Source organism: Mangrovitalea sediminis (assembly GCF_002514725.1).
Classification (GTDB): domain Bacteria; phylum Pseudomonadota; class Gammaproteobacteria; order Pseudomonadales; family Oleiphilaceae; genus Mangrovitalea; species Mangrovitalea sediminis.
Window position 1 is genome coordinate 230,928 of record NZ_NTLB01000007.1, and the last position, 26,499, is coordinate 257,426.

The following is a 26,499-nucleotide window of genomic DNA, read 5'->3' on the forward strand; positions in this document are numbered from 1 at the left end:
TCCTCCCATCTCTGGAAACAAGTAATCGACGTCACTCCAACCTCGAACGAGCAGTCGAGGCCAAAGGTCAAAATTATTGTTTCACAGAAAAAGGGCCTAAAACGGCCGTTGAACATGTCGTAATGCGAACTATTTTTCGTTTTCCGACAAGTGATTTGTCCTGCAAAAACACGTTATTTGTCTGAATGCTGCGGCCAAAATGGAGGGGATGTGTTCCGGGATTTCAGCGCTATGGAAGAAATTACGGCCACACTGCCAACTTTGTATGGCTAGGGCTTCTACCGAAATGCAGTCGCACAAAGTTTATCGGTGCAATTAAATGTATAGGTGAACTATACGAAGTAGAGAAATCATAAACTTGGCATTCAGTTTATTAAACTGCTATTTTGCAAAGCATGGCTACGCAAAAGAAAGGGAAGTTAAACCAGTTAGCGAGAATCCTACCCGAGGGACTTCTCGTCGATGCGGCTTGGCTGGAGCGCGAGGGATACTCTCGTGCGCTTCGTAGCCAATACGTCACAGCCGGATGGCTGGAGCAACCCGCACGCGGGGTATTCCGGCGTTCTCGTGGCACCGTTAGCTGGGAGCAAGTTGTCATCTCCCTGCAAACGCTTCTCGATCACCCCATGTCGGTCGGCGGGCGCACTGCGTTGGAGCTGCAAGGGTATGCGCATTATTTATCACACGCGCAAAAACACATTCATCTCTACAGCGACAGCAAGCTGCCCACATGGCTGCACAAACTGCCGCTGGAACAACGCTTCGTAACGCACAACCGCCTCCGCTTGCTTCCTCGGATGGATCTGGCAACGCGAGGCGTCTCACTTGAAGCGGGGGCACCCGAGGAGGAGGCCGCCTTGGCCCAAGGGTTACGCATTATGCGTTGGGGACAATGGAATTGGCCGATGGTCATCTCTACGCCCGAGCGCGCCTACCTCGAATTACTGGACGAGCTTCCCCAGGACGAAACCTTCCACATGGCGGATGTCATCATGGAAGGCTTAGGCAATCTCAGTCCGCGACGACTGCAAACCCTTCTCGAACACGTCAAAAGCGTCAAAGTAAAACGTCTCTTCTTCTTTTTCGCACAGCGCCATGGGCACCAATGGTTGGGGAGAATTAACCAAGATACGATTGACCTAGGGCGCGGCAAGCGGGTGCTCGCCGAAGGTGGACGACTCGACTCCCAATTTCTAATCACGGTTCCAAAGGAATTCGCTGAGGAAGAAAGTCATGGCCTATAGCGATACATACCGTAATCAGGTTGAATTGCTCATCCAGACCTTGCCCCACGTCGCCAAGGAGGATTGCTTTGCGCTCAAAGGGGGCACCGCAATCAACCTGTTTATCCGTGACATGCCGCGCCTATCCGTCGATATTGATTTGACCTACTTGCCCGTGGCCAATCGTCCCGAGTCCCTCACAGCAATAGATGCAGCGCTGAAACGGATTGCCAGAAACATTCAGCGGTCTGATAGCAGTATCCAAATCACTGAATCTGCCCCACGGACACAAACCGAAATCACTAAGCTTGTCGTCCGTACGCGGGATCGCACCCAGATCAAAATTGAAGTGACACCAGTTCTGCGTGGGTGCGTCTACGAGCCCAAAACCATGGTGGTATCCGACGCCGTTGAAGATAACTTTGGCTTCGCGGAAACACAGGTGCTTTCCTTTGAAGACATTTTTGCCGGGAAGATTATGGCGGCACTCGACCGGCAACATCCGCGCGATCTGTTCGATATTCATCTTTTGCTGAACAACGAAGGTATTTCCGATGACCTAAGAAACGCGTTCATCATTTACCTGATCAGCCATGACCATTCACCGCATTCCCTACTTAATCCGGTCTTGCGGGACATATCCCAAGATTTTGAGCAAAATTTCGTCGGAATGACGAGTGAGGACGTTTCACTCGACGCACGGCTCAATGCACGAAGTGAATCGCCACCAATTCTCTAGACACTTCCCAGCCGTTCCTGATGACGCCGCTCATACTCTACTGGCGATAACTGCTCATTAGAACCATGGCGGCGTCGGTTGTTATAGAACATCTCGATGTAATCGAAGATATCAGCTCGTGCATCATCGCGGGTGTTGTAGATTTTCCGTTTCACCCGTTCGCGCTTAAGCAACTGGAAAAAGCTCTCTGCGACAGCGTTGTCGTGACAGTTGCCGCGCCGGCTCATGCTCCCCTCCAAACCATGCATCTTGAGGAAGGCGCTCCAGTCATGACTCGTGTACTGGCTGCCCTGATCCGAGTGGACAACAACCTTGCTTGTCGGCTTGCGACGCCAGACGGCCATCAGCAACGCATCCAGCACCAAGTCCTTGGTGATCCGTGACTGCATCGACCAGCCGATGACTCGACGTGAGAACAGGTCCAGCACCACCGCCAGATACAGCCAGCCCTCGTGGGTACGAATAGGGGTGATATCCGTCACCCAGCCCTCATTCGGCGCGCTCGGGTTGAACTGTCGCTGCAAGAGATTAGGCGTTACCTTGTGCACATGCCCCGCCTTATGGCGAGGCTTCCGGTAACCGACTTGAGCTTGTATCCCTGCACAGCGCATCAAGCGATGAACCCGGTTGGGGCCACACTGTTCGCCACACTCGCGCAAATCACTGTGGATCTTGCGGTACCCATATACCGCCCCAGATTCCAACCAGAACTGCTTGATCAGCCCGGACAAGCGCTCATCGTCCCGACATCGCTTCGAACGCGACACACGCTTCCAGGCATAGAAGTTAGCCCCTATCTTGGTTATAGTCCGCTTTCTCCGCTGCCTTTTAGACAGTTGTTGGCGAGTCTAAGCGGCAGCTCCTGAAATATGCCCAATTAGCGGCAGGGTGCATTCGGTGGTCTTCGACCGTAGATCTCAAGCAATTGCATTTAACCACCTCGATTGCACCCCACTAATCCAACGGCTACAACTGCCCCATACCACCATCCGTAATGATTTCCGTTCCGACGATGAAGGCGGATTCAGTCGCGGCCAGGTGCAGGACCGTGGAAGCGATTTCCTGCGGGGTTGCAAAACGACCCAGCGGAATCTGGCTCTGGATCTGCGCGGCGACGGCTTCAAGCTGTGCAGCTTCCAGCCCCAGCTTACTGTAAATGGGGGTAGCCACCGGGCCGGGGCTGACCACGTTGACCCGTGCGCCGATAGGAAGTAATTCTGCCGAGAGCGTCTTTGCCAACGAAATCAGGGCCGCTTTGCTGGCAGCATAGACCGAGGATTGTGCCATCCCGATGTGAGCGTTGATCGAACCATTCAGGACGATTGAGGCCCCTTTGTTCAGCAGAGGCTTCAGGGCCTGAAGCGTAAAAAAGGCGCCTTTGACGTTGGTGTCGAACATGCCATCCCAATCGGCTTCGGTGACGTCGGAAAACGGCAGCAGTTTCACCACCCCTGCGTTGAGAAAGGCGGCATCCAGACGCACACCTTGCGCTGCCAGTTCATTGCCCAGTGTCCTGGCGTCACCGAGATCGCTGGCATCGCTGCGAATCGCCAGGGCGCCATCGCCCAGGTTTTGTACAGCCTCACCAAGGCTCGCTGTATCACGACCAGTAATAATGACCCGGGCACCTTCTGCGGCAAACGCCTGAGCGGCCGCCAAACCTATGCCACTGCTGCCGCCGGTGATCAAAACGGATTTACCTTGAAAGCGGTTCATGTCAATCTCCTTCGAATGTGTGAGATACAACATCGCCCACATTACAGCCTTTCCTGAAGGTTGACGTACGGTGCAGTCGACATAACCATTCGAAGAAATCGAACATGTTAACCGCCGATGAATTGGCCCTGCTTGAAGCCATTCGCGAAACAGGCAGCTTGTCCCGCGCGGCCGCCCGCCTGGGAAAAGCACCTTCGACGATCTCCTATGCCGCGCGTCAGATGGAGAGTCGGTATGATGCGCTGCTGTTCGACCGGCGCCGCTATCGACTGCAACTGACACCGGCCGGCCAGTTACTGGCCGAGGAGGCCGCTCGCCTGGCCCAGGACATGTCGAGGGTGACACAGCGGGTCAAGCAGGTAGCGGGTGGCTGGGAAGATCGCCTGAGGATCGTGACGGATGAGATCATCGAATTCGAATCGCTGATACCGGTCATTCAGGCGTTCGATCAAAAGCAGTCAGGAGTCAGCCTGCGCATCACCCATGAAGTGCTGGGAGGCACCTGGGAAGCCCTGCGTGATGGCCGTGCGGAACTGGTCATTGGCGCGACCAATGAGCCGCCATTGATTGAAAAGCTGCGCTGGACCCAACTGGGTGTCATGGAATGGGTTTTCGCCGTGTCACCCCGCCACCCGCTGGCCCTGGCGGAGGAACCCTTGCAGCGCGAGGCACTGCTGGCCCATCGCTCCGTCGTGGTTGCGGATACCGCCCGGGGGGAGCAATCGCGGACTTATGGTGTGCTCGGCGGTCAGAGCGTACTGGCAGTACCCAGCATGCAGGCGAAAATCCAGGCGCAACGGGAGGGGCTCGGCATTGGCTGGCTACCCCAAACACGCATTCAATCTCTCCTGGCCCGGGGGGAACTGGTGGCTAAACGGATGGCGGACCCCAGAGAACCCAACACACTCTATCTGGGTTGGCGCGGCGATCACCGGGGACGAGCCCTGCAATGGTGGCTGGAAGCATTGAAGCAGCCCCGATTGGCGCAAAGGCTGGTTGAGGGTATTGACCGGTACCGCTGATGCGCCGTCAACCCTGTAACGCCTCAGGCAGATGTTCAAACAAATAGTCGAGGAGTGCGCGCACCGAAGGCAGCATGCCGCGCCTTGAGGCAAACAGGACGTGAATGTCCTCTTCGGCAGTGCTCCAGTGTGGCAGCAGTTGTTCCAGGGCACCGTATTTGAGCCCCTTTGAAGCGATCCGCGACGGCAGCAGTGCCATACCCACACCACCGATGACCGCCTGATACTGCGTGTTCAGATCCGTGCACAACAGGCGTGGCCGGGCCGTCACCCGGGTCGCCTCGCCTTCGTTATTGATCAGCGACCAGACTTGTTCTTCTCCTGCTCCAAGCCCACCCACCCAGTCAAACTGACAGAGCTCTGCCGGCGTCTGCGGTCGGGGATGGTCGCCCAGGTAACTGGGACTAGCCACCAGGATAAAACGTCCGGTCCCCACTTTTCGCGCCACCAGACCAGGGTCATGACGGGCCGTGTCTCGGGCTCTCACCGCAATATCGACCCGCTCCTCGATCAGGTTAATGCTTCGGTCCGTCGCATCCAGCTCTACCCGTACCTTGGGGTTTGCGACCATAAACCGGGCAATCAACTCGGCCAGATAGAAATGTGCCATGACCACCGGGCAGGTAATCCGCACCGTACCCACCGGCTCGCTGCGCAATTGATTGATCGCCTCGTGAGCAGCTTCCGCTTCGACCAGCATGGCCGCACAGTGCTGATAGAAAACCTCGCCGGCCTCGGTCAGGGAAAGTCGCCGGGTGGTACGCTGCAGCAAGCGTACCCCCAGCGTGTCTTCCAGTTGGGCAACGCGGCGGCTGAGTTTGGAGCGATGTACATGGGTGACCCGCTCGGCCGCGGTAAAGCCGCCATGATCCACAATCAACGCGAAATACCGGAGATCATTCAGATCCATCTTATTATCCTACCAGTGCAATAATGTTTTGGTATTTTGCTATCTTATCGATCATTGATCACCATTCTAAGATGATCCTCGTACACAGGGTACTGAAACCGCTCCCGACCGGAGCTCAACCTAAACGAGGACACCATCATGAAATCCCGACTCGACTTCTACAGAGCCAGCCCCGGCGCCATCAAATCCCTCCTGGTACTGGAAGAGCACATTGCCAAATCCACTTTGGAAAAGCCGCTGGTTGAGCTGGTTCGCCTGCGCGCATCCCAAGTCAATGGCTGTGCTTACTGTGTGAATCTGCATGCGCACGATGCCCGCAAAGCCGGCGAATCCGAGCAGCGGTTGGACACGCTGGTCGTGTGGCGGGAAGCCCCCTTTTTCAGTGACCGCGAGCGTGCTGCGCTGGAATGGACCGAGGCGCTGACCCTGGTCGCAGACTCCCACGCACCCGACCATGCCTGGGAAGCCGCACACGTGCAGTTCTCCGATACCGAAATCGCCGATCTGACCTTGCTGATCAGTGCCATCAATGCCTGGAACCGCTTTGCCATCGGCTTTCGCAAGCTGCCGGCGTAGTGTTCCCGGCGCCCGGGCACAAGCGACCTGAAACGAGACCACAGCCATGACCGCGATAATGCCAACGGACGATACCCCTGGTGCGCCTGTTCCTCGCCGGAGCCTATCCGTCGCGCCACTGGACAAGCGTTTGCTGATCGGTCTGGTCGGCGTGCTGTTGGCATCGCTCCTGGCTGGACTCAATGGCAGTGTGGTGTCTGCCGCCTCGGCGGACGTGCTGGGCGCCTTCTCACTCGGTCACGATCAAAGCCGTTGGCTTTCCGCGATTTATCACGCCACGGAGGTCGCCGCCATGGCATTCGCACCCTGGTGTGCGGTGACCTTTTCAATACGACGCTTTACCTTATTTGCCATCGCCGGCCTGCTCCTGCTGGGCTTGCTGTGCCCGCTGGCGCCCAATTTCGCTGCGTTGCTGATGTTGCGGGGCTTGCAGGGATTGATGGCCGGTTGTCTGCCGCCGCTGTTAATGACAGTCGCACTGCGATTCCTGCCACCGAAAGTGCGGGTTTTCGGTCTGGCCGGCTATGCCCTAACCGCCACCTTCGGCCCCAATCTGAGTATACCGCTGGCCGCCCTTTGGACTCATACGCTGGGCTGGCAGTGGCTGTTCTGGCAGGTACTGCCGACGGGCTTGATCAGCATGGTGGCGGTCGCCTGGGGGCTCCCCCAGGATCCCCTGCGGCTGGAGCGCCTTCGGGAATTCAACGGCCTGGGGCTGTTCACAGGGCTACCGGCCATCTGCGCCATCGTGGTCGGGCTGCTTCAAGGCGATTGGCTGGGCTGGTTCCATTCACCGTTGATCAGCGGCCTCCTCCTCGGGGGAGGTTTGCTCCTGGTGCTGTTTTTCATCAACGAAAGTCAACATCCAAGTCCATTTTTCGGGCTGGGCCTGCTTCGGCGGCGTAATTTTACCCATGCATTGGTGACCCTGGCCGGAACCCTGATTGTATTTTCCGCAACCTTTCAGGTTTCGGCGGGCTACCTGGCAACCGTTCAGGGCTATCGGCCCCTGCAGAGCGCACCCGTGGCCTTACTGATTGCCCTGCCCCAGCTCGTGCTATTGCCACTGGTGGCTGCCATCTGTAACCGCCGGTGGGTCGACTGTCGCTGGATCATGGCGCTGGGATTGGGATTCTGCGTGCTTTCCCTGCTCGAAATGACCGGGTTGAACAGCCAATGGTCCCGGGAAAATTTCTACCAACCCATGGCGATGCAGATGCTGGGAGAGCCGATGGTGGTCGTGTCCCTGCTGCTGTCGTCCACCAGCGTTGTTCACCCGACTGAAGGTCCGATGGCCTCGGCTTGGTTCAATACCGTCAAATCGTTTTCGGCGGTTCTGGGTGCCAGTCTGATGTCCATCCTGCTGCGCCAGCGCGGCGAAACCCATATGACCCTGCTGGCAGACCAGCTTGGCCGTCATTCCCAGGGCCTCTCCCTGACGCTTCAGCACTTACTGGAAAACGGCTTGCTCCAGCCCTCTGGGGCCTTGTCGACCTTCGTTCATCAACTGGCTGTTCAAGCAACCGTTCTCGCCGCCGCCGACATCTACCGAATCATGGCGCTGCTGGCCCTGGTTTTGATCCTGGGCATACCGGTGATCGCCAATCGGGTACTACCGCCGTCAGTAGTACCTTCTCAATCTAAACATCGAGCCTAACCGAGGTCGATCATGAACGCGCAATCCGATCCACATTCCCTTACCCATACCCAACATAAACGTCGGTTCGCCGGACGTCAGCTAACCCGCCTATTGGCCATCCTGGCGGTGATGACAGTGTTAGGCGCCACAGTCGTCGCATTGGGCGGTTTCAGCTCCCCAGCGAGCAATCCCTCTACGGACGATGCCTACATCCATGCCGACACCACCCTGGTGTCCTCGCGAGTGCCGGGCTATATCAGCCAAGTACTGGTCTCCGATAACCAACAGGTGCATGCAGGTCAACTCCTGGCCACACTGGACGATCATGATTTACGTGTGGCACTTGCGTATGCCAAAGCCCAGGCCGGCGCAGCACAAGCTCGCCTGGATCAGGCCAGGGCCCGTCTGGCTGACCAGCAAACCGTTATCGCAGGTACCCGGGCCAAACTGGCAGCGGCTATCGCGCAGGCGAACTTTGCCCGAAGCGAGTTAGCTCGGTACCGGGCACTGGCTCGACGGGGCGCGGGGTCCGTGCAACAGGCACAACGGGCTCGCAGCCAAGTGGATACCACCGCCGCGGCAGTAAACTATGCCCGTACGGCAGTGAGTGAGGCGACTCACAAAGTCGATGTCCTGACCGCGATGGAGGCGACTGCTGCCAATAATCTGACCATGGCTCAGGCCAATATCGCCAAAGCTTCACTACGGCTTTCCTACACCCGGATCTACTCACCCATTGACGGAGTTGTCACCGAGAGAACACTGCGAAAGGGGGCCTTCGTCGCGGCGGGTCATCCACTGCTAGCAGTGGTGCCAAGGGCTCAAGCTTATGTCAGTGGCAATTTCCGTGAAACGCAACTCGCTGACATCCAGATTAATCAGCCGGTGAAGATCACCGTCGATGCCCTTCCAGGCGTGCAGTTTCTTGGGCACGTCAACAGTATCGCCCCCGCGACCGGTCTATCGCTCTCGCCAATACGACCCACCAATGCCACCGGGAATTTCACCAAGGTGGTTCAGCGTATTCCGGTCAAAATTACGCTCGATCGCGGCCAGCCCCAATTGGACCGGCTGCGGATCGGGATGTCCGTTGTCGCCACCATTGATACCGAATCAGAGCGCCATTCCATCTCACGCCAGGTGGGGGTAAACCAGTGAAAACGTACCTGAAACTACTTCTGACTCCGCTCTTGGCCGCTTCAATGCTGGGAGGTTGCGCCCTGACCGGTTCCGGTACGCAACCGTTGCGCCTGCGACTGAGTGTTCCCGAGTCGAACCGCTGGCCGCCCCAGGCAGTGTACCCCTATCCGAAATCTCATATGGCTACCCTCGCTGCTGGGGGAAGTAATGGCGTGATGGCCACTCAGTGAGATACCGAATCAAACCGTGAGCGATCTGTTAGTCGGCGATCTGAACCGCCACCAGTTCGCTTGCCACTTTCCTGTCGTTCGCGGGTCCTACCTACCAATGACTGGTAAATAGCTGGAAGAAGACATCAATCGCGAGATTAGCAAACGTCCGCTTTGGCCGATTTGCCGCCGAATGAGCAACGATACCGTCAGGTCATCGGCTAAAGCCGACGTCAATTTAACCGCTAAGAAATGTCTGTTTTTGCACATCAAACCAGCTATAAATGTTTGATCAAATTTATAGCTGGCTTCCGTTAAGTCTGAATTGGGCAATTAGCCTTTACGGTACGAGGTCACGTAGATCCGGTTAAGCAGCGCTGTTTAAGTGTGCTCGTACATCTTCCGCGATCTTGTGGGTCGAGCGCTCAAAAATATCTAGCAACGCCCCTCGGCCATTGCTGCTATCTTGCAAATGGCGTTCGTTATCGTAAACCAACACTCCCGGATTTTGTGATTTTAAGTCAGCTAGAGCATCAAGTGCTGTATCCCGTCGGGCTTTCTCAAAATTAAATGGCAATGTTACAGCTATAACCAGGCGTTTCTTCTGTAAAGAAGGAAGCTTCGCTGCTACTTGAAGTGCTCCGGTGCCTGTTCCCCCGCCTCGCCTAGCCCGGTCACTAGCACGATCGCCTCATGGCTCGCCAACGCCTTTTCTAATTCAGCTTCTGACTCTTCCGCAGCAAGTAGACCGCGTTGAGCTACTCCTGCGGATTCACCTTTGCAAACACTTGTGTAGTGGTTCAATGATTCCGGACACCAAAGGAATTCGCCAAGCGAGAGAGCACCGACCTCTCGATAGGTGACCATGTTACGAACGACACTATTCGACCTGATCAGAGGTGCAAATCATTACTTTTGTGTAATACTTTGATAAGTAGTTCAGGAATACATGCTTTGAATCTAGTCATTGAGTCGAACTGACGGCAGCAACTTGAACGTTCAGGGTTTGTAGTAAGGACGTACCTTTGCGGGATGCGAAGCTGCCTCCAGGGTTGGAGGATCAACTCATGGGTCTATCCCGATACCAGGCGTTGGCGAAGCGCTGCCTTCTGCTGATTGGAGTCACCACATATCCCCTTTTTATGTCCGGGTGCGCAACTGGACTGTGGCAAGAAACAGATTCCTACAATCCAAATGCAGTCGATGTCATGGTGCTTAAGGCCGAAGACCGGGCCATTATCGCTCACCCCATCACTACAACTACTGCCGTAACAACGTCTACAGTCGCTTCAACAAAATCAGAAACAATAACGACGACCACCAAAGTCAGGCATATCTGTGCTGAACCAAGCCCTGATGCTGATTCAAGTATCCTGGCTACGGTTAGTGCCACCTACGGAAAAGGGAGTACTGTAACCGCCGACATTGCCGCGGCAATGTCCAATAACGTCCAGAACATTAGCGTCAGGACAGTAGCTTTGGAAATGGTTCGTGAGATGCGCTACGGGGTCTGCGAAGAAGCGGCGAACGGAAAACTGGATGAACCCGAAACAAGAAATCTCATGCGCAGGATCTTGGATAGCATGGTCGTGTTGCTTTCTATCGAACAGTTAACCAAACAGAAAGATGGGCAAGACATCGCAAAGGAAGTGGGGCAGCCTATTCCGGTGGATACGCCTCTCACGATGAGTGTTGGCGGATCCGTCTACCTGAAGCCTAAAGTTGATTACAAGACAAAGGATGGTACCGATATCCTGTTTAAGGACAAAACGCTTGCTCACCTCGGCAAGCCATTGCTAGGGAAATTAGGCAAGGCCACCCGCTATCCTATGCCGGTAGAGACTCCAGTTACTACTCTTCAAAAAACGGAAGTTTGGATTCCAGTAGGAACCAGTTACTACTTGAAAAGTGACGGGCCTAGCAAGATAAAAACTTTCGCTAGCAACACGTTTATTGAGATCGATGGAAATGCAAGTCTGTTGAGCGCTAGTGGCGGTGTTTTTGACTTTGGCGGAATCAAATCTGAAACCAGTGTGAGTGTGGTTTCGGCGGTCGACAACATTGTACGAGACTACTTAAAAAAGGATGACATCGACCAGTTCATTTATGGGTGTAAAAATAATGACCCAACGAAATTCACTGCCTGCTTCAACTCACTGATCGCAACTGAACCGATGCAGAATACCGATCAAGTTGGTAACGCAAGTGAGTCAGGGCATGCTGATATCGGAGGGCAATTTGCGAACATTTGGCTGCAAAGCCTTGTAAAGGGAGGCGTTGCCGGGACAGGGTTTAAGGAAAGAATAAAGGATGAATGTGCGCTTATTCCAAAATGGAAACACATTGGTCGACCTCTATCGCAAAGTCTAAAAAAATTGGAACCGGTATGTAAAAACTTAAAGTTCATACCATAGGGTGAAACCGGCATCAATTCGAAAAAGCAAAGTGCGCGTTGGACAAATGAGTGTAATCAAGAATCTTTGAAGATTTGATTTTCATTCGAAACCCTACGGGGAGTCGGGCGGGGCTTTAGCTCCGTCCTGTGGGCTTGCGCCCTTACTTCCCCACCGGTCTTCGACCGGTGGGTCAGGAACCAGTGAACCCATTTTACCAACAACCTTTCTAAAGCAAGATCAAACATGGGAGAGAACCAGATTTTTACCACCGTACCCATGGTATTGATGCCCCATCCGAGGCCTAGAGGATCACTTTCGACGTACTGCCCCAATGTGGGGTCATAATCCCGACAGTCGCTGTAAACTGATCGCGATTAGTCAGTAATGAACTGGAGGCTCAAACAGCTATTCCATGGTGAGCTGTATTCGATTGTAGGTCCCTCTGCAGGTGATTCCCTTAGTGGATGCTCCTTGGCTATTCGCCAAAGAACATCGAAGGCCTTAAACCAAATCGCTCTGACAATTTCTCGATGGCCTGACGGCTTAACATCCTTTTCCCATTGAGCACCTTGGAGACCATCGTCTTATCACCGATCTCCGGCAGATCGCTGCCCGTCAGGTGATACTGGCTCATCAACGTACGAAGCAGCGCAATATCAGCCGGCAGGGATTCGGCGTCTTCGATGAACGCAACCAATTGCTCATCCTGCGCTTCATAACGCTCAATTGCGTGGCTGAGCATATCGATCAGAGGATTCAGCGAGTCGTCCAGGGTATCGCTGGCAGATTCCAATACCTGCTCCAGTGTTTCCAGGGTCGCTTCGTACTGCGCTTCGGTATCAATATTGATCAACGGCTGCGCCGTCGCCATGAAGGTTTGATAAGCATCGACAATTGCTAGATGTGCCATAACATCACCTCTAATCAGAGTCCTTCATGTACTTTTTCGTCAGCTTGTCGTAGTCCGCGTGACTCACAATGTGCTTGATATACATGCGTTTATTCACAAACTGGATGAACGCGAGAACTCGAAGATTGTTACCGCCGACATCCAGAACCCACCACTTATCCTTGTACTTAAAGTTGTCCAGTGATGGAAAAACCGCTTTTAATTCGTCCGGTGAGTGGAAGTCGGTCTTTTGCAATACCCGGAACATATCCATGAGCGCAGCCCGGTCATTAGGGTGCTTTTGAGCAGCATCGTTGAACGGCCTCTTCGAGATGACATTCATGGCTTATCCTTGGTTGACTGCTTGTCAACTATAGACGGGAGTTGACAAGCAGTCAACTTTATTGAATTTTTAGCCGCGGGATGGGTTCGGTCGTAGACCGCGTTCAGGTCGCTGATGGTGACGTGGGTATAACTCTGTGAGCTCTTGATATCGTGATGGCCCAGCAGCTCTTGAACATACCGGGTATCGTCGCCGTTTCTATGCATATGCGGGAAAACAACGCTTTCAAATTTGACCGCCTCTTCGACCGATCTGTACACCCCACCTCTCGCGCGTACAACTAACAACCCAGCGACGGAGCAAGTCTAGAAATACTGGTATCAGAAAAAACCACGTTTGATAGCGAACGCTTAGTTCACCTCCCTAACCGGCATATTGGTAACGCCAAAAGCGACACAAATTCTATCGGGACAGGGTGTTCCCATTCCCGCGGCCCCAAAATGGTTTTAGAGTTGCGTCTCTCCAACATACTCGAAGTGCCGCTTCAACTTGTTGGTTCAGCTATGTATTGGTATTATCCAAGCATTGCCCATTGAGGCCTTATCCCTTCGGGGACGCCGGAAGCCCAGCTCTAACGAGTTGGGCTTTCGTCGTTTAAGACACAACCATTATCCGTTCGGTGGAGTGATTCCAGTAGTGCAGAAGAAATGAGAAACCCGATGGGAGCAATTTCAGCGCCAGATAGTTTACTGAAGTAAGTTTCCGTACTTGGCGATCTTCGGCGCCATAACTTGTTCTCTGATGCCAGCTTTCCAGTGATCATATTTAATCTGCGCAAATTTTGCGGGAATGTCCGTACCTCTTGCCGATAGGTATAGCTGATAGTCAGCCTCGGCGGCACCATGACTCGCTTTTACCTTGTTGTAGCGTGCGGCTTGACGCTTGTAGAACATGAATTCATTTCCGCCGAACTGAACCTTCCCCCCGGTCACCATCCATGCAATGACAAAGCGGATGAACCTCAGTGCGTCATAGATCAGAAGTATGGGCCCAATCACGAGCACGTAGGGAATTGTCAGAATCATTGCGAAAAGTCTGGCCGTACTGCTAGAGATTCCGTGTGATTGGGTCAAGGCTCTCCATGGCAGGCTCATGATCGGAAAGATTCGTGTCAGGCAGCGTGAGCGGACGTACCAGTTCAACAGGGTTATTCCCGGAAAGGGCATGCCGACAAAACACACAAACATCCCTATAGCGGCCACAAAGGTCCCCCAACCGGCCATGCTGGAATGGGTATGCTTGGTCCATTCAAACAGCTCGATGGTCCCATATGACAGGAGTCCCCAAGCAGCGTAGAACAGCCAAAATTCCCGAGTGTGCTGGAAGACATTTTGGGAGTTCTGTTCTTTTCCAAGCGCCGCCATCCCCTCCTTCGTGTTCTTCAAAGGATCTGATAGCGCATCGGCGATCGCGATCATGCCCAGGGCCGGAATTGAATTGTCGATTCGACGTGTCACCTTTCACCTCCGAACTACATTATCGAGAGCCAATATAGTGTAGCTATTGAATACATAAATTACAAATAACCACAATACCTGAAAGTACGCAACGGAGCGGTTTGGTTTTAAAATTTCTTTGAAATCAAGAAGTATAAATTTTATGGCACGCCTCGTCGGCCAAGCAGTGTTACGCAGGCAATAGAACAGTTGAACAGAACCAGCCGCATATACAGGAAATCAATGCGTTCAAATTTGAACACTACGTCGGCAGGTCTGTACGCCTCACATCTCGCGATGTACAACTAACAACCCAACGATGGAGCAAGTCTAAAAAGCAGGTATCACAGAAAACCACTTTCAATAGCGAACGCTTAGTTCACCTCCCCAACCGGCACATTTAGGCCGTCAAAAGCGATACCCACTTCTTCGGGATAGGGCGTTTTCATTCCTGCGGCCCCAAAGTGGTTTTAGACTTGCTGCTGCAAAGTGGTTTTGTAATCGAGCCGTCGTTTTTGCGCTGGCCGCTGAATAGCTCCGAGACAGGGCAAGTGCACAACCATTCGGAGACCATTCGCAGTGCTGGGAGCGAGATCGCAACCACTTTAACGCGCAGAAGCAGGTAAATCCGTCACTTCCGATCCTCTGACGCTCCATATCCTGGTAAAAATGGTTTTCTACACTGTCCGCTAGAGTGATCTCGGATGTTAGAAGAGAAGGCAAGCATTCTGGGGGCGCTCGAACGCAGCCAGATAAATTCAACCACTAACGATCTTCCGGGTCGCCCCAGACGGGGTCCGTCGGCCGATCAAAGCGGGTAACACTGCCGTTCAATCTGGATAGCGGAGAGCCATCCCTTTGACGATCAAATCGATCTTGTTTCATTCGACGGGCAGAGTGTCCTTCATCAAACACACCCAGCATCCGTGCTTCCCCACGCAGATAAGCTAAGACCCCAAAAAAGCAGGTTTCGCAGAGCTGGTATCGGTATCGCTCACCATCGTGATCAGAGCCGTAGCCCCAGTCAGCTGCGATCGTGGCGTACTCATGAACCCCCAGCTCACGGTCTTTGGTTGTGCTCTGCCCGCAGCAATCGCAAATCACTTCAACGACCACTTCCTTAGGGCGGATTTCACTAATTTCCATCATTCTCTCCGGCTGTCGACCAAACGGGCGCAAAACCAATCGGTCCTTTGAGCAAACCAGATTGCCCCTACCAGCAAAGCAAGTGCGCAACGATCTCATCGGATGCAGGCGACATACCGGCCGCTTCATCAGCGCATTCCCTATTGAGAACACCCACTAGACGGCGCAGAAGACCTTCCGGTGAACCCTTCCCACATTTACAAATCGAACTGACCGTCTGCCGTCACCGCAAACGCAGCCGCGGGATCAAACCCTGTTTGCTCATCATGGCCGAGATATCCCATAGGGTTTGCCAGTACCCAGGTACCACAGGGCAATTGATAGTTCTGGGACTGGTGAATATGGCCATGAACATTGACCACGGGAACTTGCCGACAGGCCTCAAAAAGCGGTGATAAATTGCACGCATACGCGGGCGAAAGCCGGTGCCCCCGAAACCGTTCGGGTACAGATCGACCATCGGGGGCATGATGCGTCATTAACACCACGGGCTCGCTACTGTGATTCAGTTCTTCGCGTATAAACGCTTGAGCATCAAGGTTCCACTGAAGCGTGTCCGCAGGCCGGAGTTTCCGGAACCGATCGAAACCACTCCGGGAGTCACGAACACGAATTTGGCGATAGTCATTCATCGACCTTTCGGCCTCACCCATCGCTCGTGTTGGATCTCCCATCAGCGAAAAGTCTGTCCATAGATCCGTCCCAGCGATTCTGACACCATCGATAACGACTGACTCGTTCAACAGCAACGTCACATGCGAACCTTCAAAGCCACGCTTGAGCTCACGGACCGCCTTATCCCGGCGTATCCCATACAGCTCATGGTTACCGAGCGTCATCAACCCCGTTCGCCCTTCCGTCATCCGCAGCACGTGGTCGATGGCGTAGGACTTAACGCCGTCCATAATATCGCCGGCGAGCAGGATGACATCCACATCAGGCGCCCATTGAATCAGGGGTAGCTGATCTTTGGGGTAAAACGAAAGATGGATGTCACTCGCAAAGCCAAAAACCGGCATCGATCACCTCAAACCCTGTATTGTCATGAGCGCGCCAACATCAGTGGAGTCGCTCCCAAACATCCCGCCGAGGATCTACTCCCCGGCGGGATAAACCAACACCACCCGACTATCGACATTGAGTGCCTGCCCCTCGCCCAATGCGATGACAAAGGGATCGGCCCAGTATGCGTGACCAAAGACCGTCAACCCGCTATACCCTGCTTCCAACGCCAGGCGTACCATCGGATCACCCCGTCGCGAGGTATCAGGGGCATCTGGCCCCTGATGTAACAGCAACAGATCGGGCTGTTTCTGCGTTACGCCGTCCAGCATCTGCAGGTAATCAGGAAGTGCTTTACGCTGATTGCGTCGCGGATCACCCACTATGCCGCTAACACCCCCCACACGAATGCCCTCGACGCCCACCAGGTCTCCATCCAGTAGGTGAACGTTGTCGGGCAGTTCACTGGGCTGGTTCAGGGAATCGTGGTTCCCGAGGACACCCACAACGTGTCGGGCCACTGCCGCAAACGCATGCCATACCGCGTCGACATCACCGGTTCCTCCCCGTTTATGGCAATCCGGATAGTCGTAGAGGTCACCGCAAAGCGCTGCGATCCCTATCGGTGGGATGTCGCCGACCCGCTGGAGGTAAGCCAGGTACTGCGCCAATACCTCCCCCAGAAGGCGCTGTTGTCCGCCAATTTCGCGTCCTTGCAGATCGGACGCCAGCACCGCGCAGCCGACATCGGTCGGCAGCCCCCGTCCTCGGGCCCGGAATATCGGTAGAGTTCGCCTGAGAATGCGTCCTTTAGGGCCACTGGTCCGGTAGCTAAGCGTTTCAAAAGGCCGCTCTTCAATGTCGGTAAGGCGAATCATCGTAGAATCACAGGGCAGATAAGGTTGAGTGGTCACCACTTGAACCATCAGTACGTCAATAAGCCTCTCGGTAGCCTCAGCGGTACCCTCGGGTGAGACAACACCCGTGACGGAAGTCTGCGCTGTTTCGCCCGCTCACCCAATTCGGAGAGTTTCTCACACCACGCCAGAAATTCCCGGATAGCCGCTGACGGCTCCTGGGCGTAAGCCTCGATAATCCGCCGATAGTTCGCCCAACCGTCATCATTCATCAGCGACGTTGGCCACACCGTTGCCCAGGGAATACCTTCCGGATCCAGCACCATGGGCGCCACGTCATAGCACGGTGCCAACCGAATCCCCGAATCGTCTCGGATGACCGACTGATTGCGGCCATGGTTGTCCGAATTTCCGATCAATCGATTCACCAAATCGCGAACCAGGTAATCCACCAACGTATCATCAGGGCTCGCGGCCAACGGTAGCAGGCGCTCCAGGATCTGAGTGTGAAGCAACCGTGCGCCGTCACCAATCACGCCCATCAGCGAATACACCGATTCGATACCGCTACGGTCACCCTCCGGTGTAAGGTCAAATCGCGGAATCCAAAGCGACGGCAGATCGCCTTCCAGCCACTCCACGCCGGCCATGACGTCCAGGCCGAACTCGCCCAATACGGATGTAAACACATACTCGGCCTTGAGCACCGCGCGATCGTCTAAGGTCGCGTTACCCCGCGGGAACTTCACTAACCAGCGTTTGGCCGCCTGACCGGCTGGCTCAGTACCATCGAGGTATAAGCGACCCGAGCTGTCTTCCGCGAGCAGCAACTTGGGCGCATCGCCCCCTGCGCCTAACCCCGCCCCAAACAGCCTTTCGGAGGAAAACAACGGCGCGCAGAGCTCCCAGTGATAACGGCAAATATCCTCCCGTGAGAAGTTTGGGCTGCCCTCTGCTAAATGGTGGCGAACGGCTTCCTGCACCCGAAGATTTCCAATGGGCGACATAGCCCCCTGCGCCAGTAATTCAAAATCCGCTGCAGGGCCCGGATCTACCGTATAACTGAGTCGATTCAACAGCTGGCGACGAGCGAACCCACTGGGAATAATATCTCTTAACACCGCCGCCACCGGTTCACCTTCACGTTGACTCGTTAAAGACCCAGGAACATTGATCCCTATACATTTGGGAAGCGGCACCACAAGCTCCTCTCCCGACCGGGTCCCCCACTCCACCACAAATGCCGTGTCATAGGTAAATCGCAACGGCCCCCGTAAACCTTCCGCGGGATGATAAAACTCGACAAGGCCCGCGTTCCGCCAGGCATTCTCAAGCCAAATTTGAACGGTTAATGACCGCTTTTGCATGACGACAGAAACAACTCGCGCTCAGAAATCAGCGGTTATTTAATTAATCAAAGACTACGGTTCGGCAACACCCCAATACTTTGAGGAAATTACCTCCTGAATGGGTCTCGCCTGACGTGCAATTAATCTACACTCTACTTACTTTAATTTATTACATTTATGCAGAGGCAAAGGAATCGGAGTAGCCGCTTGACAAGCGCTTTCGCTGCCCCGCAATCACTGCAAGACCCGTTTATCCCGGGAGTTGCAAGGGGCCGGCTTGCGTTACCTGTCTCACGCGATTAGCCCCTGCAGGACTGACATTTGCGCTGAATCGATGATCTATTGGTGGCATGATTACATGTGACACGCGTTCAGCACAACGTGCTCATGTAGTCATTAATAAAATTATATACGATATGATAATTAGCGGCCCAAATCCGTTACATTAGGCGGAATTCTTGTCGAAATATACGTCATATAGACTTATAGTCAGACGGCACCCGATATCGAGAGACTACAATTTCCGTCAAAAGCCGATCAGACACCTCGATGAATATCGTTTGTATTTCGGACACACATGGTATGCACCGGCAGATCCGAGAGCTGCCCTATGGCGACGTGTTAATCCATGCTGGGGACGGTCTCGGTGTGGGTAGCCTCGCCGAGCTTGAGGATCTCGACGACTGGTTTGCCCATCTCCCCCATCGTTACAAAATCCTGATTGCCGGAAACCATGACTGGTGCTTCGAGGAGCAGCCTGAAGCCGCTCGGATGTTGGTCAAACATGCCATCTACCTCGAGGATAGTGGTTGTGAGGTCGAGGGTATTCGCTTTTGGGGCAGCCCCTGGACACCTTTCTTTCGGAATTGGGCCTTTAACCTTCCGCGAGGAAAAGCTCTGGCACAGCGCTGGGCCCGAATACCCGAAGATACGGACGTCTTAATCACGCATCGTCCTCCCTGGGGGATACTGGATGAAGCCAAGGCCGGCTTTAAGCTTCAGGGCGTTGGCTGCCACGACCTACAGGCGCGTCTCGCGCAATTGCCGTTACGGGCGCATGTTTTTGGCCATGTCCACGAAAGCTATGGCTGGCAACGGCAGGGAAAGTGCCTTTTCGTGAATGCCAGCATCTGCGACATCCGCTACAAACCGCTCAACTTGCCCGTTACTTTTGAAATGTAGAGGAGGACATAGCAATCCTGTAGCATCGCCTCTAGGCACAGACTTGAAGATAACCCGGCTCGAAAGTCGACAGCGGCTATAGATCATAGCGGATGGCCTCAATCCACACCTCCTTCAGCAACGGCCAAACGGGCACTTCCTTAGATCAATCAGTTGTTGTACGCGTGGAGTTTGATATACTCATTTCGCTGCCCTTTGAGGCCTTACGTATTTTTTTATCCCCTCGGGGACTTAGGAAGCCCAGCTCTAGCGAGTTGGGCTTTCGCCGTTTTGGGGGTACCTGGATCACGTCATAGCGTGAGTCCACAACGTACGCTTCTTCAGTTTGTTATAGTTGACGGCTAGTCCAGGCCGGAGAACGCGTTAACTGGACAGGAAAATGGATTAGGGTGAACCATCACAACCAACAAACTCATTTCTCCGATCGCAATCGACCAAACCGGATAGGGCTGAGGTGTGGTATGCCAACGATTAGCAAGAAGCGTCAAGTTACACTGCCTTTGGGACAATGTTCGATAGCGGGCATCCAGCCCGGCGATGAGTGTGAGAGCTTTGTCAGCCGGAAAGGTGTTATTTCCATTGTCGCCAAACGCAAAGATGCCGAGATGGGTTTGCTGAAAGATGCTCCGGCCGACGATAAAATTCGCGAATAAGAATCGACAGCAAAAGCTTTTAAATGATGAACCCGACTTATTGGCGAGTCCGTCGAGTTTAAGGGTTTAACTTTCCAGTGGCCGACAAATAGCCGGAATCTTCCGCGACTACTCAGAGCGACTGCTCCGCAGGAAGATCGCGCACCTCGTCGGCGAATCAGATTAATCGTACGTGCCTTTAACAATCGACCTCGAGGCAAACTGCCGGCTGGAGAGCCAGGCTTCTAGGCCGGACGGCATACAGCTGTTTACAGATTACTCCCTTTTCTCGGGGGGTTACGAAGCCCATCCACGAGAAGCCCAACCATCCTCCGCGTATGATCGGCACTTCCGTCACCGGTGGCCGCCGCAAGGTTTCCGATGGCCCTGAGTAAGTCATAGGCTTCGATGTCAGCCCTGATTTCCTGAACTTCAGACGCTTGTCGAAGAAGCTCACCCAGCACTGGCTCGAATCGCGCGCGAAAATAGTCAGGTAATTCGTCATACGCCGGGTCACCAGATCGTAACGCAGAAGACAGTCCCCGCTTAGCCGCGATAAAGTCCGTGTAACGATGTAGCCAGCGCGTCAACGCTTCCATGCTCGAATACTGCGCCGAAAAATCGGCGGCCGTAGCGGCGCAGGCGTCGACCTCCTGCTTGAATACCGCCTTGATGAGATCCGATCGCTTGGGAAAACGCCGGTAAAGCGTTCCAATGCCGACTCCTGCTTTTGCTGCAATATCCCTCACAGGCGCATCGACGCCTTTCTCAGCAAACACTTCCTTTGCTGCGGATAACACTGCATCGGCATTTCGCTGGGCATCTGCCCGCACGTTAGCGCTCACTAGTGCAGATGTAACCGCACTCTCTGCATCACTTTTCGGTGCCATGGTTAACCAACTGTCCTCTATGAAAGGAGATAAGCTTGATAAACGGAACATTGTTCCGTATATTTCTAACGCATCCGGATCATCGTTCCACTTATTCGGAAAAATAGCCAGTGCTTTTCACCGCGAGCCCTACTCACATCCTTCCAACAATTCTAGGAGGTTTGCTCCATGACCAATCACGGTCAACAACAGGGCTTAGCCTCCCTGACGACGAACACGGCCGTGCTGTCGCTGGCGCCAATCGTTGTTGCGTCACCCGGCCGGGGTTTGGATATGGAGATACGAGTGTCTGTCCCTCTGGCTGGCCAGGACCTTCCGGTCATCGTTTTTTCCCACGGCAATGGCCAATCACTCTATGCATACGGCCCCCTGACTAACTATTGGGCGTCTCAGGGCTTTCTTGTCATCCAGCCTACACACCTTGACTCGCGCACCATTGGCTTGGCGGCCGATGATGATCGGCGGCCCTGGCTGTGGCAACACCGGGAAAACGACCTCCTCCGTGTACTGGACCAGCTTGACCTCATTGAAGCCACCGTACCAACGCTCAAGGGGCGAGTAGATCGAGGCCGCATCGCTGTGGCGGGACATTCCTGGGGTGGGCATACCGCAAGCGTACTCCTGGGAGCAAGACACCCCAATCCAGAGGACGGCTCAATGGTGAGTCTCAAAGATCCACGGGTTAAAGCCGGTATTTTATTGGCGGTGGCAGGCCGAGGTGAAGACCTGACGCCTTCCGCCGCTTCGAGATTGCCCTTCTTGCATCCCGATTACTCGGAGATGACTTCCCCCGCCCTGATTATCGCCGGCTCGGCAGATCAGAGTGCGATGACAACTCGCGGCCCTGACTGGTGGCGAGATGCCTTTGACTTGAGTCCGGGACGAAAGGCCCTCTTTACGGTGCTGGGCGGAGAGCATTCGCTGGGTGGCATTCCCAATTATGAAGCGCGAGAGACAACCGATGAAAGCACTGATCGAGTAGCTGCCATCCGACGTCTCTCGACGGCTTACCTGCGGAGCGCACTTTATCCTGCAGACGACGCATGGCAACGCAGTCTTCAAGAGATAGAAGACCAAGAGGATCCACAAGGCGTGATTGAAACCAAATAACGCCAGCCCCTTTCCGAAACAGAAAAAGGTAACAACGATGACAAGTCATATTCTGGATTTAACAGGTAAAACAGCCTTGGTGACGGGCGGCAGTCGCGGTATTGGTGCCGCCTGTGTCTCTTTGCTGGCTGAACGAGGCGCGACGGTGGCGTTCACCTATGCAAAGAGTGCGGAGCAGGCGGAAGAAGTCGTAGCACGTGCTGCGGCCTTCGGCGGAAAGGCAATCGCTATCTCCGCAGATTTGGCCGACCCGATGAAAGCCGTTGCCGGTGTTGAAAAGGCTGTCGATGCGCTCGGTGGTCGACTGGATATTCTGGTTAACAACGCGGGAGTGGCTGAACACGGTTCGATCGGTGCGCTGGCCAACGACACTCTGGAAAGACAACTCGATATCAACGTTCGTGGTGTTTGGTATACGACCACGACGGCAGTCGCGGTCCTTGCAGACGGTGGACGCATTATCAATATTGGCAGCTTCTTTAGTGAGCGTGTTCCCTTCCCCGGTTCAAGTGCCTATGGCATGACCAAACACGCGGTGGCGGGAATGACAAAAGGATGGGCACGAGATCTAGCTGCGCGAAAGATTACTGTTAACACGGTCGAGCCAGGCCCCATCGCGACCGATGCCAATCCCGAGGAAGGAGAGCGCGCGAAGCGGATACAAGCAGTCGTACCGCTGGGTCGTTTTGGGCAACCCCATGAAGTCGCTGAACTCGTCGCGTTCCTTGCATCATCAGCGGCAGGCTACATCACGGGGGCGAACATCTTGATTGATGGCGGCTTACTTGCTTGAACCACCGGCAAGGACGCTAGTGATCGCTTGCCGCCAAATAATTGGTGGCAGTGTGGTCTATGTTTCGGCCTATTGAGCGGCAATCCCTGTCAGTACGTCACGAAGCCACTGACTCCCCGGGTCAGCATCATCCCGGGGATGCCAGGCCATGGCAACTTCAAAGTTCGCTCTGTCAAAAGGCACCTCAAACGTATCAAGCTCGTTTGAAAACCGCATCAGAAAGCGTTTGGGTAGTGTCGCGAGATAGTCCGTTTCTGAGAGGATCCTCGGTACCAAACTGTAGTGTTGCACCGACACGGCAACACGGCGCTGCCTCCCCTGCTCCTGCAGTCGCTCATCGATCGCGCTCTGGAACCGCCCGCCGGCTCCAGAAACCATCATGTGGCCCCATCGGCAATATTCGTCTAATTCCATCGCCCCAATACCTCTCGGGTGATTTTTTCGCTGGGCTACGCAGAATTGGTCACTCAGTAAGGGCTGCTTTATCAGCGTTGCCGGCAGGGCGCTAGGCGTCGATAAAACCAGGTCGATTTGTTGGCGCTCGATGTTGAGTTGCGCCGCTTCGGGAGCCATATGCTGCAGCGCTACGCGCACTCCTGGCCCAGCGTTCCGGCTGATAAGTGCGATCAGGTCGACGCAGAGCATAACGGCCAGGTTATCGTTGGTGACAATATTGAAGGTTCGCTCCACCGTTTGTGGATCAAAAACGGGAGGGCGATCAACGAGCGCGGTCAGGGCTTGAATTTGGCGGTTTAGCGGGTCCCTCAGCGCCTGCGCTCTCGCGGTCAGCACCATTCCGCGGCCACTGCTGGCGGGAATCAGCAGTGGATCATCGAACAACCGCCGTAATCGCGAGAGTTGTGCCGACAAGGCGGGTTGCGTCATGTGAAGCCGCTCAGCCGCGCGTGTTACGTTTGCCTCCTCCAGCAATACCGATAGCGACACTAGAAGCCCCAAATCCGCCGCTCTCACATAAACCTCCCTTATATGTGCTAGTCAAATAATCCATTTCAAACATACCACATTCCCGAATAGATTGGTCCTGCTGACATACCAATACCTTTAAGAGGACGCGTTATGACTACCCTAGACGAAAAATTAGCCCTTGGCCGCCAATTCCATGAAGCCCTGAGAACGAAAGAATGGTCGCTGTTAGAAGCTATTCTCACCGAAGATGCCGTTTGGACATTACCCGGCTCCAACGAAGCATCCGGAAGCGGCACCATTGACGGCCGGGAAGCGATTCTGGATCAGTTCCGTATCATCGCGAGCTACGGTCTCAACTTCGACCTCAAGCACGTGTTGGTCAGCCGTGACAACATGGCCCTTCAGTTGCACAATACTGCTGTGGATGGCGATCGCCGGCTGGATGAACACCTGGCAACCGTGTGCTATCTGAGTGGCGGGAAAATCGCGGCGATTGAAACCTTCCTCTCTGATGTGCCCGGCATGAATGCCTTTTTCTCAAGGGACTAGAGTGTCCAACCGCCAACAAGGTACACACCTCGAAATCTGACATTCGAGAGTTGCGGCTCATCGTCGGTCATGTCGGCATAACGCCAGCCATCCCAACCGGTGAGCCAAAACTTAAAATGGTAGCGAATTCTTTAACGGCCGAAGGTCATGTCAGCCTATCTCAGCAGAAGCCAATGCTGTCGTGAGAGAAGTTTTTAAAAATTCTGTTTGGTTCAAATCATTTATAAATTCGTGTTGAGAATCAATTCGATTTAGCACTTTTCCTTTCCCTTTTTACGGCATACATTTTGGCATCAGCCTCAGCCATTAATGAGCTGCTATCCACCTTTCCCGAAGCCGAAGTAACAACCCCGATACTGGGTCCCTGATAATCAAGTATTGTCGCACCAATGTCGTATCGCTTCCGAGTTAGCGTACTTAGCCTTTGCCCGAAGACCTCGCAACAGGCCTCAGAATTGTCAGCTACACATTGACCAACGACAACGAATTCGTCTCCACCAACACGTGCAACAAAATCTCCCTGCCGTAGACCGCTTGTCAAAGCCTGAGCGATTTCTATGAGAAAACGATCTCCGACATCTTGACCTGCCCCCAACTTTCTAATCCAGCCTGATCTTAGTAATGTTCATCACCGACCCTGACCCCGTTTTAGTACCGCTCTTTATCAGAAAAATCCGGCTTCAAATGCCGTCCGTTTTCATGCGGAACGGCGTGTTTTCGGGCATAGTCGGCCGGGGTCGACCAGTCCAAGGCGGAATGGGGTCTCACTTGGTTATAGAAGGTCCGCCATGCTTCGATTTTCTGTCGGGCATCGGCCAGTGACAAGAACCAATTCTCGTTGAGGCACTCCTGTCGCAGTCGTCCGTTGAACGATTCCACGGTGGCGTTGTCGGTCGGCTTACCCGGTCGAGAAAAATCAATTTTGATGTCTCGCTCGTACGCCCAGCGATCCATGACCTTACCCGCGAACTCCGAGCCATTATCCGTCTTCAGAAGTTCAGGCTTACCCCGAAAGCGCGTAATGCCGTTCAGGGCTTCCGTGACATCACTGCCTTTCAGGCTCTGACCGACCATGATGCCCAGGCACTCCCGGGTAAACAGATCGACGATCGTCAGTAGCCTCAGTCGTCGTCCGTCAAACAGCGCATCCGAGACGAAGTCCATGCCCCAGATGTGGTTCGGGTGCGTCGCCTGTTGCAAGGGCTGTCGTCGTTTGGCCGCCTTATTGCGCCTGGGACGCTTCAGTCGCAGGGACAGGCCCTGTTCCCGATACAGGCGATAAACCCGTTTGTGATTGTCTTCCCAACCTTCCCGCTGCAACTGCACGTGCACCCGACGGTAACCGTAATGCACTCGCACCTGGGTGATCTCCCGGATCCGCATCGACAACGCCGTGGCGTCCCGGGCAATGGATTTGTACCGATACGACGCCCTGGACAACATCAAGACCGCACACGCCTGGCGCTGACTCACCCCAAATCGCTGCTGGAGATCATCCACCAGTTGGCGCTTGCGAGCCGGTCTCAGCCCTTTTTTGACAGCACGTCTTGCAGCATGGCCTTATCCAGGCTGAGGTCTGCCACCAGCTTCTTCAGCCGGTTGTTCTCCTCTTCCAACTGCTTCAACCGTTTCACCTCCGAGGGACCGAGGCCACCGAATTTCTTGCGCCAGGCGTAAAAGGTGGCGTCCGAGATACCCATCTTGCGGCATACCTCCGGGACCGGCGTGCCTAACTCCGCCTGCTTCAGGGCGAATGCAATCTGCTCTTCGGTGTAGCGGGAACGCTTCATGGCATGATCTCCTCAGGTCAGGTCTATCATGCCG

Annotated in this window: 25 protein-coding genes and 2 pseudogenes; 12 read left to right on the forward strand and 15 right to left on the reverse strand. The window is 54.4% G+C overall.

Going from position 1 to position 26,499, the window contains the following annotated elements; genetic code table 11:
- Nucleotides 1-395: 395 nt before the first annotated feature.
- Together CLR77_RS18090 and CLR77_RS18095 are read left to right on the forward strand one after the other, a co-directional pair.
- Nucleotides 396-1,244, forward strand: a complete 849-nt coding sequence (locus CLR77_RS18090) for a type IV toxin-antitoxin system AbiEi family antitoxin domain-containing protein (protein ID WP_097462109.1) — start codon at nucleotides 396-398, stop codon at nucleotides 1,242-1,244.
- Nucleotides 1,234-1,962: a nucleotidyl transferase AbiEii/AbiGii toxin family protein gene (locus tag CLR77_RS18095; protein WP_097462110.1), complete on the forward strand. Its 729-nt coding sequence runs from the start codon at nucleotides 1,234-1,236 to the stop codon at nucleotides 1,960-1,962. Before CLR77_RS18090 ends, CLR77_RS18095 begins: the two co-directional genes overlap by 11 nt.
- Here CLR77_RS18095 and CLR77_RS18100 read toward each other — a convergent pair.
- Both CLR77_RS18100 and CLR77_RS18105 read right to left on the reverse strand, forming a co-directional pair.
- Nucleotides 1,959-2,753: pseudogene (locus CLR77_RS18100) on the reverse strand (IS3 family transposase); the annotation flags it as partial. The gene CLR77_RS18095 and the pseudogene CLR77_RS18100 overlap by 4 nt on opposite strands.
- A 175-nt stretch (nucleotides 2,754-2,928) precedes the next feature.
- Nucleotides 2,929-3,678 carry an SDR family oxidoreductase gene (locus CLR77_RS18105; protein ID WP_097462243.1) on the reverse strand — a complete coding sequence of 250 codons (750 nt, stop codon included), beginning with the start codon at nucleotides 3,676-3,678 and terminating at the stop codon, nucleotides 2,929-2,931.
- Between the two features lie 104 nt (nucleotides 3,679-3,782).
- On the opposite strand from CLR77_RS18105, the gene CLR77_RS18110 reads away from it, so the two are divergent.
- Nucleotides 3,783-4,700 carry a LysR family transcriptional regulator gene (locus CLR77_RS18110; protein ID WP_097462111.1) on the forward strand — a complete coding sequence of 306 codons (918 nt, stop codon included), beginning with the start codon at nucleotides 3,783-3,785 and terminating at the stop codon, nucleotides 4,698-4,700.
- 7 nt (nucleotides 4,701-4,707) lie between these two features.
- Here CLR77_RS18110 and CLR77_RS18115 read toward each other — a convergent pair whose 3' ends face one another.
- A complete protein-coding gene (locus CLR77_RS18115) occupies nucleotides 4,708-5,610 on the reverse strand; it encodes a LysR substrate-binding domain-containing protein (protein ID WP_097462112.1) in 903 nt (300 codons plus the stop codon).
- A gap of 138 nt (nucleotides 5,611-5,748) precedes the next feature.
- Between CLR77_RS18115 and CLR77_RS18120 the strand changes: the two genes are divergently transcribed.
- The 3 genes from CLR77_RS18120 to CLR77_RS18130 all read left to right on the forward strand — a co-directional run bounded on the left by CLR77_RS18120 (nucleotide 5,749) and on the right by CLR77_RS18130 (nucleotide 8,983).
- Nucleotides 5,749-6,186 carry a carboxymuconolactone decarboxylase family protein gene (locus CLR77_RS18120; protein ID WP_097462113.1) on the forward strand — a complete coding sequence of 146 codons (438 nt, stop codon included), beginning with the start codon at nucleotides 5,749-5,751 and terminating at the stop codon, nucleotides 6,184-6,186.
- Between the two features lie 58 nt (nucleotides 6,187-6,244).
- Complete coding sequence (locus CLR77_RS18125) at nucleotides 6,245-7,843, forward strand: MFS transporter (protein ID WP_097462244.1); 1,599 nt, start codon at nucleotides 6,245-6,247, stop codon at nucleotides 7,841-7,843.
- Between the two features lie 111 nt (nucleotides 7,844-7,954).
- On the forward strand, nucleotides 7,955-8,983 hold the full coding sequence (locus CLR77_RS18130) for an HlyD family secretion protein (protein ID WP_406564970.1): 1,029 nt from the start codon (nucleotides 7,955-7,957) through the stop codon (nucleotides 8,981-8,983).
- 558 nt (nucleotides 8,984-9,541) lie between these two features.
- Here CLR77_RS18130 and CLR77_RS20575 read toward each other — a convergent pair.
- Nucleotides 9,542-9,823, reverse strand: a pseudogene (locus CLR77_RS20575) (hypothetical protein); the annotation flags it as partial.
- Nucleotides 9,824-10,241: 418 nt separating this feature from the next.
- On the opposite strand from CLR77_RS20575, the gene CLR77_RS18145 reads away from it, so the two are divergent.
- Complete coding sequence (locus CLR77_RS18145; RefSeq protein WP_097462117.1) at nucleotides 10,242-11,588, forward strand: hypothetical protein; 1,347 nt, start codon at nucleotides 10,242-10,244, stop codon at nucleotides 11,586-11,588.
- A gap of 457 nt (nucleotides 11,589-12,045) precedes the next feature.
- Here CLR77_RS18145 and CLR77_RS18150 read toward each other — a convergent pair whose 3' ends face one another.
- The 7 genes from CLR77_RS18150 to CLR77_RS18185 form a co-directional block, all read right to left on the reverse strand.
- The gene (locus CLR77_RS18150) at nucleotides 12,046-12,480 is read right to left on the reverse strand and encodes a helix-turn-helix domain-containing protein (RefSeq protein WP_097462118.1); all 435 of its coding nucleotides are present in this window, start codon (nucleotides 12,478-12,480) and stop codon (nucleotides 12,046-12,048) included.
- Nucleotides 12,481-12,490: 10 nt separating this feature from the next.
- Complete coding sequence (locus tag CLR77_RS18155; protein WP_097462119.1) at nucleotides 12,491-12,802, reverse strand: type II toxin-antitoxin system HigB family toxin; 312 nt, start codon at nucleotides 12,800-12,802, stop codon at nucleotides 12,491-12,493.
- A 686-nt stretch (nucleotides 12,803-13,488) separates the two neighbouring features.
- The gene (locus CLR77_RS18165) at nucleotides 13,489-14,259 is read right to left on the reverse strand and encodes a hypothetical protein (RefSeq protein WP_097462121.1); all 771 of its coding nucleotides are present in this window, start codon (nucleotides 14,257-14,259) and stop codon (nucleotides 13,489-13,491) included.
- A 744-nt stretch (nucleotides 14,260-15,003) separates the two neighbouring features.
- Nucleotides 15,004-15,387, reverse strand: coding sequence for a hypothetical protein (locus CLR77_RS18170; protein WP_227519995.1), 384 nt, complete (start codon nucleotides 15,385-15,387; stop codon nucleotides 15,004-15,006).
- Between the two features lie 194 nt (nucleotides 15,388-15,581).
- Nucleotides 15,582-16,403, reverse strand: coding sequence for a metallophosphoesterase (locus CLR77_RS18175; RefSeq protein WP_097462122.1), 822 nt, complete (start codon nucleotides 16,401-16,403; stop codon nucleotides 15,582-15,584).
- A gap of 75 nt (nucleotides 16,404-16,478) precedes the next feature.
- Entirely contained in the window at nucleotides 16,479-17,264 is a 786-nt protein-coding gene (locus tag CLR77_RS18180; protein ID WP_097462245.1) for a metallophosphoesterase family protein, read from the reverse strand.
- Between the two features lie 47 nt (nucleotides 17,265-17,311).
- Nucleotides 17,312-18,250: a HipA domain-containing protein gene (locus CLR77_RS18185; protein WP_158227238.1), complete on the reverse strand. Its 939-nt coding sequence runs from the start codon at nucleotides 18,248-18,250 to the stop codon at nucleotides 17,312-17,314.
- A gap of 891 nt (nucleotides 18,251-19,141) precedes the next feature.
- Between CLR77_RS18185 and CLR77_RS18190 the strand changes: the two genes are divergently transcribed.
- Nucleotides 19,142-19,774 carry a metallophosphatase domain-containing protein gene (locus tag CLR77_RS18190; RefSeq protein ID WP_198962819.1) on the forward strand — a complete coding sequence of 211 codons (633 nt, stop codon included), beginning with the start codon at nucleotides 19,142-19,144 and terminating at the stop codon, nucleotides 19,772-19,774.
- Nucleotides 19,775-20,235: 461 nt separating this feature from the next.
- On the forward strand, nucleotides 20,236-20,427 hold the full coding sequence (locus CLR77_RS18195) for an AbrB family transcriptional regulator (protein WP_097462125.1): 192 nt from the start codon (nucleotides 20,236-20,238) through the stop codon (nucleotides 20,425-20,427).
- Nucleotides 20,428-20,675: 248 nt separating this feature from the next.
- On the opposite strand, the gene CLR77_RS18200 is transcribed toward CLR77_RS18195, so the two are convergent.
- The gene (locus CLR77_RS18200) at nucleotides 20,676-21,296 is read right to left on the reverse strand and encodes a TetR/AcrR family transcriptional regulator (RefSeq protein WP_097462126.1); all 621 of its coding nucleotides are present in this window, start codon (nucleotides 21,294-21,296) and stop codon (nucleotides 20,676-20,678) included.
- A 168-nt stretch (nucleotides 21,297-21,464) separates the two neighbouring features.
- Here CLR77_RS18200 and CLR77_RS18205 point away from each other — a divergent pair, with 168 nt between their 5' ends.
- Together CLR77_RS18205 and CLR77_RS18210 are read left to right on the forward strand one after the other, a co-directional pair.
- Entirely contained in the window at nucleotides 21,465-22,406 is a 942-nt protein-coding gene (locus CLR77_RS18205; RefSeq protein WP_097462127.1) for an alpha/beta hydrolase family protein, read from the forward strand.
- A 37-nt stretch (nucleotides 22,407-22,443) separates the two neighbouring features.
- Nucleotides 22,444-23,199 (forward strand): SDR family oxidoreductase, encoded by a 756-nt coding sequence (locus CLR77_RS18210; RefSeq protein WP_097462128.1) that lies wholly within the window; start codon nucleotides 22,444-22,446, stop codon nucleotides 23,197-23,199.
- A gap of 69 nt (nucleotides 23,200-23,268) precedes the next feature.
- Here the strand turns inward: CLR77_RS18210 and CLR77_RS18215 are convergent, their stop codons facing one another.
- Nucleotides 23,269-24,171, reverse strand: coding sequence for a LysR family transcriptional regulator (locus CLR77_RS18215; protein ID WP_227519996.1), 903 nt, complete (start codon nucleotides 24,169-24,171; stop codon nucleotides 23,269-23,271).
- 105 nt (nucleotides 24,172-24,276) lie between these two features.
- On the opposite strand from CLR77_RS18215, the gene CLR77_RS18220 reads away from it, so the two are divergent.
- Nucleotides 24,277-24,675 (forward strand): nuclear transport factor 2 family protein, encoded by a 399-nt coding sequence (locus CLR77_RS18220; RefSeq protein WP_097462129.1) that lies wholly within the window; start codon nucleotides 24,277-24,279, stop codon nucleotides 24,673-24,675.
- Nucleotides 24,676-24,916: 241 nt separating this feature from the next.
- Here the strand turns inward: CLR77_RS18220 and CLR77_RS20580 are convergent, their stop codons facing one another.
- Both CLR77_RS20580 and CLR77_RS18230 read right to left on the reverse strand, forming a co-directional pair.
- The gene (locus tag CLR77_RS20580) at nucleotides 24,917-25,270 is read right to left on the reverse strand and encodes a GGDEF domain-containing protein (protein WP_158227239.1); all 354 of its coding nucleotides are present in this window, start codon (nucleotides 25,268-25,270) and stop codon (nucleotides 24,917-24,919) included.
- Nucleotides 25,271-25,323: 53 nt separating this feature from the next.
- A protein-coding gene (locus CLR77_RS18230) for an IS3 family transposase (RefSeq protein ID WP_406564968.1) occupies nucleotides 25,324-26,465 on the reverse strand; the annotation gives its coding sequence in 2 pieces (ribosomal slippage) (nucleotides 25,324-26,204 and nucleotides 26,204-26,465; 1,143 coding nt in all).
- Between the last annotated feature and the right edge of the window lie 34 nt (nucleotides 26,466-26,499).